4 protein-coding genes and 2 pseudogenes are annotated in these 7,231 nt (G+C 58.4%); 2 read left to right on the top strand and 4 right to left on the bottom strand.

Annotated features, from left to right (window positions below; genetic code table 11):
* On the bottom strand, positions 1-374 hold a 374-nt coding region (locus tag IYY11_RS03225; RefSeq protein WP_196402675.1), incomplete at its 3' end, for a hypothetical protein.
* 433 nt (positions 375-807) lie between these two features.
* Between IYY11_RS03225 and IYY11_RS03220 the strand changes: the two genes are divergently transcribed.
* Positions 808-1,827 carry a sulfotransferase domain-containing protein gene (locus IYY11_RS03220; RefSeq protein WP_196402674.1) on the top strand — a complete coding sequence of 340 codons (1,020 nt, stop codon included), beginning with the start codon at positions 808-810 and terminating at the stop codon, positions 1,825-1,827.
* A 610-nt stretch (positions 1,828-2,437) separates the two neighbouring features.
* Here the strand turns inward: IYY11_RS03220 and IYY11_RS03215 are convergent.
* Positions 2,438-3,977 (bottom strand): annotated as a pseudogene (locus IYY11_RS03215) (ISL3 family transposase).
* A 113-nt stretch (positions 3,978-4,090) separates the two neighbouring features.
* A pseudogene (locus IYY11_RS23200) lies at positions 4,091-4,294 on the bottom strand (DUF4372 domain-containing protein); the annotation flags it as partial.
* A 261-nt stretch (positions 4,295-4,555) separates the two neighbouring features.
* Between IYY11_RS23200 and IYY11_RS03205 the strand changes: the two are divergent.
* The gene (locus tag IYY11_RS03205; protein ID WP_196402672.1) at positions 4,556-5,425 is read left to right on the top strand and encodes a bifunctional 2-polyprenyl-6-hydroxyphenol methylase/3-demethylubiquinol 3-O-methyltransferase UbiG; all 870 of its coding nucleotides are present in this window, start codon (positions 4,556-4,558) and stop codon (positions 5,423-5,425) included.
* Positions 5,426-5,942: 517 nt separating this feature from the next.
* Here the strand turns inward: IYY11_RS03205 and IYY11_RS03200 are convergent.
* Complete coding sequence (locus IYY11_RS03200) at positions 5,943-6,896, bottom strand: class I SAM-dependent methyltransferase (RefSeq protein WP_196402671.1); 954 nt, start codon at positions 6,894-6,896, stop codon at positions 5,943-5,945.
* Between the last annotated feature and the right edge of the window lie 335 nt (positions 6,897-7,231).

Genomic DNA, 7,231 nt, shown 5'->3' with positions numbered 1-7,231 from the left:
TCGAGCGCGCGGCCCGCCTCTTGTCCTGTCGAACGCAGTATCGATGCCGCGCACTCTTCAGCGATCCGCTTGTCAAGATTGGCGAATCTGGAAAGCCTTCTCTGGATCGCAGCAGAAAAATTGTTGGCGCGGTCTACGGCTTCCTGGATGCGGTCTCTCGTCGCCTTGGTTATATCCCGCTCACGCTGCGCCAGTTGCAGCGCCGAACGCGCTTTAGCGCGCGATACATTCACTTCGTGATCGAGAGATTGATCTTCGGCGGCCGCGAATTGCCGATTTAAGACAATTACGCCGAACTCTTCCGGACGGCGCCCACGAAGGGATTCATCCGAGTCAAAGCATGTATTGAGCGTGACCGCATTGATGGCTTCCATCAATGTCCCTCCAAGAGAAATCGCCACCGCGCCCTGGCCAAATTATGTGCATCGCGCTTAATAGTTAGGTGCACTGCAGCAACCGCTATCTGTCAACGTCTCATTCCGAAATTCGTTGCATCGCGCTCGCAATTTTTTTTGAATTTTGCCTCGCAAACCGAGCAAATGTGATAATTTTTTTGAGTTGTCGGCGATTTTCCTTGATGTAGAAATTTGACAAAGCGAAATCGCGATTCCGTGATCAGATCGGTCGGCGTCAACCTAGTACGCGCTGAGAGGCGATCCATTCCTGAAGCGTGCCTTCAAGAGAAAGCGCAACAGCCGCCGACCATCGCACGGGCTGGCTCCCAATCGCCGTGACGCCCGGAACATTTTTTGCTTGGTTGACCGGGCAAGTTTTCTCTGATGTCATCGCCACGCGGGGGATGTCAAGATGAGCGCGCCGGAGCGCATCCACACCTACTCCGGAGTCGTCTATGACAGCGCGCGCTGGAACAGCTTCATGCTACGCGCGGGCGACATCATCGTCTGCACACCGCCCAAGTGTGGCACGACCTGGACGCAGATGCTATGCGCGCTCCTCGTGCATCAGAACGCGACGCTGCCGCAGCCGCTGACGCGCCTTTCACGCTGGCTCGACCGCCTGGCGCAGCCGATCGAGGAGGTCGTGGCCGACCTTGACGCGCAGCCTTTCCGCCGCGTCATCAAGACCCACACGCCGCTCGACGGCCTGCCTTTCGATGCGCGCGTATCCTACGTCGTCTGCGGCCGCGATCCGCGCGACGCGTTCCTGTCGATGATGGACCATCTCGACAATTTTTCCGTCGAGACCGTTGCGGAGATCATGGGTCGGCTGGGCGTCCCGGGCGAGAGCCTGCCGTTCCCAAAGGATCCCAACGTGTTGTTCCCCGTCTGGATGACGACGCCCGAGATGCCCTGGATGGAGGATGGTTTTCCGTGGGGCTCGGTGTTCTACTATATGCGCAGCTTCTGGAAGTTCCGCAGGTTGGGTAATATCGCCTTCCTGCACTACGCTGATTTGAGCGACGATCTCGACGCCGAGATGCGTCGGCTGAGCGCTTTCCTCGGAATCTCCATCGACGAGGTGAAATGGCCGTCCCTCGTCGCCGCCGGCCGCTTCGAGTCCATGAAGGCGATCGGCGACGAGGCCGCGCCGGGCGCGCATCTGGGCGAATGGCGCGACGCCAACGCGTTTTTCAGGATGGCGCGCCGCGGGCAATGGCGCGACGCGCTCTCGGCCGAGAACCAGGCCCTCTACGAAAAGCTCTCCGCCGAACGTCTGGAGCCCCGACTGAAGGCGTGGCTCGAGGGCGGCGGCCGTGCCGCCGACGCGAAGGGGGGGAGGCGCTTTAAACACCAACGACAGTCCAGTAGGACAGATGCTGCGAGAAGCGACCACGTATGGCGAAAGCATAGTGCTCAGCAGGGTTGAGACCTTTCCTGCCACTCAGTGACCTTGATCCAATCCCTTTGAATGTGAGACTATCTCGATGTCGAGACATTCCGATTCAACAAACAACGCACGTCGTCGAAGGCAATACACATGAGGGCACTAAAAGTCGGGATCGTTGCCGCTCTTCTTGCTTCGCCAGCTTACGCCGACCGAAAAAGGGCGAACGCATGTGCAGCGGATCTTTCACCTGACTCCAAAGCTATCTACGCGGCAGCAGTCGGGAAAATGCGGCGGGGAGCTGACAATGAGGCGGTGGTCACGGCAATCACCCTAAGTAGGGTAAGCTCCGGCAGATTAAGCCCTCTAACTGCAAGGAAGACCGCCGAGGCTGCTGGCGATTGCCTAAAGAAACTGGCGGATTGAAATTAATCCATAGGCTGAGTTGCCTGAACGCTCGGCAAGCGTGTCAGAAATGCGAGCTGGCTGCATAAGCGCCGAGATCGCTGCCGTGATAGGCGCAGCGTAGCCGTGCATCAAACCCGGGCCGCGGCCCGACGCCCCGTGACCTTGGCGCTCACACGAACGTCATCCTTGCCGTGCAGGTGTGAGAATTCGTGTCACGACACATCAGAAATGGGTCTGCGTCACTTTACGTGCACATAGCCGTTTCGAATGGAAGCATTCGCGCGCGCAGCAGCTCAATGCCTGCGCGGCCATACATGGCGCGCTTAAGTGTCAGGCGATTGATTTGTCCCTCGGCCTGGCCGCTGCTCCAATGTTCTACGATGGCGTTCCTGACGGCGTCGAGATCTCGGCTCAATGTTCGCGCAAACTGCTGCATTGAACGCACACCGGAATGCTTTGCGTCATGAAGCCAATTGTTGAGCTTGTCCGGATCATCCCCGCGCAGAATGCTGCGAAAGCGCATCGCGAGTTGGCGCAGGATGACGAAGCTGGGGGAGGCCTGCTTCAAAACGACGACCTTAGCGTTCTCGGCGGGCGTGAGTCGCCGCGTCGGCTTCATGCAGAGAGAAGCGGCAATGACCCGGAGAGATTTGCCAGCCGGTCGCTGGATCGACTGCCGGGATCTCAATGAACTTTCTATACTGCTGTTCTGACTGCTTCTTTTCCCTGCTGCCGGCGCGCCATGTCGACAAAAGGCGCTCCAGATTTGAGAAGCTTCCCGTGTAGCCCCGATGTCGAAGGTCATGAAACAAACGCCGGCCTACCCGATCGCCCTCGGCCCATCGGCGGGAAAGGAACTCTTGGAAATACAGCGGGGAAGTCGGCTTCAACGCCAAGCGCCGACGGTGTAGCGGGAAACCTGTCTTGATCCATTTCGCGACGGTCCTGTGGTCGACGCCGATCTGCGCAGCGATGTCGACAAAAGTCTTGCCCGAGGCACGCAGCGAACTGACCCGGTCAAATAAAGCTTGACGCGCGTGGCCGCATTCGCCGCGCCGCGCCGCGTGACGATCTCCGGTGGTCGGCGGGAGTTGGGGACGCCCGGCAAAACGACTGATGCGGGTCATGTGTCGCTCAATGCTTTCGCGCAAGTTCTGCAACAAATGAAAGCGATCAGCGACTTGTCGAGCTTGCGGCGCTCCCTGCCGAACGCCCTGTGCGTAAAGACCGCAGCGGTCGCGGCTGACGACTTCGATTTCAGGATGGCGCTTGACCCAATCCGCAGTCTCTTTGGCGGAGCGGGTTTCCAGCACATCTGCAACGATCCGACGTTCAAGATCGACAATGATCGTTCCGTAGTTAAAACCTTTGCGCCAACTCCAATCATCAATCGCGATGGCGCGCAGAGGAGCGCCATCGCGACGTTCGGATGCATGACGTTTGAGCTGCCGCAGAATCGCATTGTCGCTGATTGGCATCGCCAAGCGCGCCAGCAATTTTTCGCTTGTCCTGCCGCCAGCGGCGTGGCCGAACAATCTCACGAGGTCGGTAACACGCTGCGTTTTTCGCGCAAAGGGAAAAGCCGTCGTCAGTCTTTCGACGAAAGTCTTTCGCGCGCACCCGTCGTCCAAACACCGCCAACGTCCCAGGCGCAACTCGAGAACGACAGGGACGCCCTGGATTGGAAGATCCTGCAAGCGCCGGAGGTGCCAACTATGACGCGATGCTGACGCTCCTCCGCACTCGGGGCATGACCGCGCCCCGGCTCCGTCCGCCGATTCGATCCACCGGTTCTCTCGAAATACAACGCCGCGCACGACAACTCCGGGCCCAAAGGCTAAATTCGCTTTCTTCGTCATGCGCTATTGAGGCGCCAAGTTCCGCTTTGGCAACGCAAAGCACTTAAAGTGACGCAGACCCCTCTAATGCGAGAAAGGCGGCGGCGAATAGCTCTCTGCGCGAACGCCATGATGCGAAATTGTTCGCCGCGACGAAGGCTGCGGACGCGAACATCACCGCGATGACGTGTGACGATTCGCTCGAAACTCGTCCACGGCACGAAGTCCATGACTTGCGAAAACAGCGTCCGGCCATAGTTCACGGCAGGGCTCCCCGATCAGGAAAATAGGGAAAACTAGCGCAAAATCACCGAGGCCAGTTCAAATCGACACCAAACCAAATCAGGCCTAACGTATTAGCCATGAAGGCTTATTCCAGCTGCGTCGTTCGCTTAACCGGACAGTAGTGAAGAAAATAGGCGTCCGACCCAACTTCAGCGAAGCAGCTTGTCGAGCGCCCAATTCGAACGCTCTGCCGCCGAGAGCGACTGGTAGCTAGCGAATGCAAATCTGGAAGAGAGGCAATGATGAGCATCCTTGAAGTCTGCCGCGTTTGTGAAGCTTCTTCGATTTCTGACACCGGCATTGAAACGGCTCTGGCGCCGGCGAATGTTAGGTCGTTGGGAAACGCCCAGTTTCGGGTGTGGCGCTGTCCGTCGTGCCGCTCAATCCACGCTGGCGATCAAGTAGACCTTGAGAGTGCATATCGAGCCTATCCCTTTCACAAAATGAAGCTCGATTGGGTGCTAAGTCTGGCCTATCGCCGACTGACCCAGCGGCTCTCCCAAGCGGGTCTGAAGCAAGGGCAAACTGTGCTCGATTTTGGCTGCGGCGGGGGCTCGCTCACACAATATCTTCGAGAGAAGGGTTACCGCGCGGTCGGCTATGACGCATACTCGCCGCGCTTTAGCGATCCAGCGCCGCTCGAGGAACGCTACGATTTAGTAATCTCTCAGGACGTGATTGAACACGTCGAAGATCCCATTACCACGATTGCGCGCTTGGAGGCTCTGTGTCGTCCCGGCGGTCTGGTCGCTATCGGCACGCCAAACGCCGCCGCGATCGATCTCGATGAAGCGGAAAAATATGTTCATTCCCTGCATCAACCGTATCATCGCCATATACTCGCTCTGCCGGCGCTTCAGGAAGCAGGTCGAAACATCGGCCTGAAGATCGAGCGCACCTATCTGACCGGATACATGAATATGCCTATGCTTTCTTTGAAATTTTTGCATTACTACATGGGATGTTTCGATGGGACGCTCGATGTGCTTTTTGAGCGGCCGCTGAATAGCGCGCGATTGTGGTTGAACCCACTCACAGGATTTTATTTGTTTTTCGGGTATTGGCTTGGCGACGAGACGGAGGTCTTCGTTATTTTCCGTAAGCCGTAGAGGCGGGCGCGCTGCGAAATCTCTAAAGAGCAATGCGATTGTGCGAGTTGGAACGAAGCTTGCGCCAAACTCGTTGAACCGAAATCTGGACCAGCAAACTTTGGGATTGGCGATAAGGGGAGCTGAAAATGGCAGACGCACCCGTCGATAGAGCAGAGCAAAATGAGCTTTTTGCGGAGATTGCGGGACGCGCGTTATGCGAGCCGGAATTCGGGGAAGCATTGCTCAAGGATCCGGATGCCATACTGGGACAAGCCGGCTTCCACGCGAATTGGCGCAAGCGGCTGATCGAGGGGCTTTCCTCGCCGAACGCTGAGTCGTTGACGGTGGCCGATCTTTTTGGCGCGGACTCAAAAATTGCGCCACGCGTCCGTCGGTTTCGATCGCTGCATTGTTGGCAGGCGAGGGCCGATCGTACGCGCGGGCGCTTCGTACGCCAGCAACCATGGCGCCTAGCCGTCGATCCGCGGCGCCAAGGCAAATTAGGCGGGAGCGAACACAAAGACCACGACGAATGCTAGTTCGCTCGGCGGGCCACCAGCAGCAGTCCAGTGCCTTCGTCCTCGCGCGACGGAAGACCCAGCGCTAGCCGGGCGGCCAGGCCGCCGAGCAGGCCGACTGCGGCCGAGGCATGCCAAGACCACGCTTCGCGATAGTACGGGCCGTCGCATTTGATCGGACTGCACCGGCTGATCCAGTAAAGCAGCGCGTCGTCTTCGCCCCAAGGAACCCTTTCGATGCTTTCGACAATCGCGCCGGCGCGTTTCGTCATTTCCTCCAGCGCGCCAATTGTCCACCAGCTGAGGTGATGTGGCGGGGCGTTCATCAGAAAATTCGGTATCCGAGTTAAGGCCGACGGAACATGCGGCACGCCGATGAAGACCAGACCGCCTGGTTTGGCGGCGCGCAGCATTTCGCCGAATAGCGACGCAGGCGCGCTGATATGTTCGAGAACCTGAAATGCGCAGACGGCGTCATAGGTTGCGGCGTTGACGACGAGATGTTCGCCGAGAGTCTCATTGTGGATCGAAGGGTCGTCGCCGTCCTCGGCGAAATGCGGATCCAGCCCAGTGTAGTCGGCGTGAGTCACACAATGGCGGAAATTGCCTAAGCCGCATCCGACATCGAGCACTCGCGCGCCGCGCGGCACATGGCGCGCAGCGAGATTGAACTCGGGCCGAACGAAATGGTTGGAGTAGAGGCCGAGTTTTTTGAGCCTCGAATAGAACCCTTCATAAAAGACGTGATCGCCTTCGACAGGCGGGTCAAAGAACAGCAATCCCGTCGGCGATTCCCACAGCCCGAACTGGCTCACCTCGCCGAAGCTCGGCCGAACTTCCGCGCCGAACTCTATTTTCCATAGGCGACGGAGGAGGCGCGCTGGCACCATTTGGACGAGACGAACCGCGGAAACGCCAGTGACCGGGCAGCAAGGCACTACAGGAGGCTCCTTGGCGGAATTTCGAAGCATTCCATTCGATCCAACTGACTGGCGACCATGCTTGTAGCCGCACGCAATCTCGCGGCAATGGTCGTCACCTTCGCCAACAGTGGCCCCCGGCCACCCGAATTTTCGGGACCGCCTCCAGAGAGCTCGGCAAGACCGTCTCGCCCACATATACCACACTGTCTAGATCGAGCAGTTTGCCCTTGACGGCGCGGCCGCAGCCTCGCGCCGCCCACATCTTCTTCTGCGGCATCGACCCTCCGACGAATTTCTTAACAACGACTGGATGGGGTAAGGAGTATCAGGAGACCGCGACAAACGGGCGTCGCCTCGCGAGAATTCTGTCGTCGGTTATTCCC

The sequence above is a fragment of the Methylocystis sp. H62 genome, assembly GCF_015709515.1.
Taxonomy (GTDB): domain Bacteria; phylum Pseudomonadota; class Alphaproteobacteria; order Rhizobiales; family Beijerinckiaceae; genus Methylocystis.
Note: the sequence above shows the minus strand (reverse complement) of the source record. Positions and strands in the feature narration are given on the sequence as shown.

What these genes read in the sequence shown, in the direction of transcription:
- IYY11_RS03220 (WP_196402674.1), top strand. Translation starts at nt 808, where the DNA reads ATGAGCGCGCCGGAGCGCATCCACACCTACTCCGGAGTCGTCTATGAC.
- IYY11_RS03205 (WP_196402672.1), top strand. Translation starts at nt 4,556, where the DNA reads ATGATGAGCATCCTTGAAGTCTGCCGCGTTTGTGAAGCTTCTTCGATT.
- IYY11_RS03200 (WP_196402671.1), bottom strand. Translation starts at nt 6,896, where the DNA reads ATGCTTCGAAATTCCGCCAAGGAGCCTCCTGTAGTGCCTTGCTGCCCG.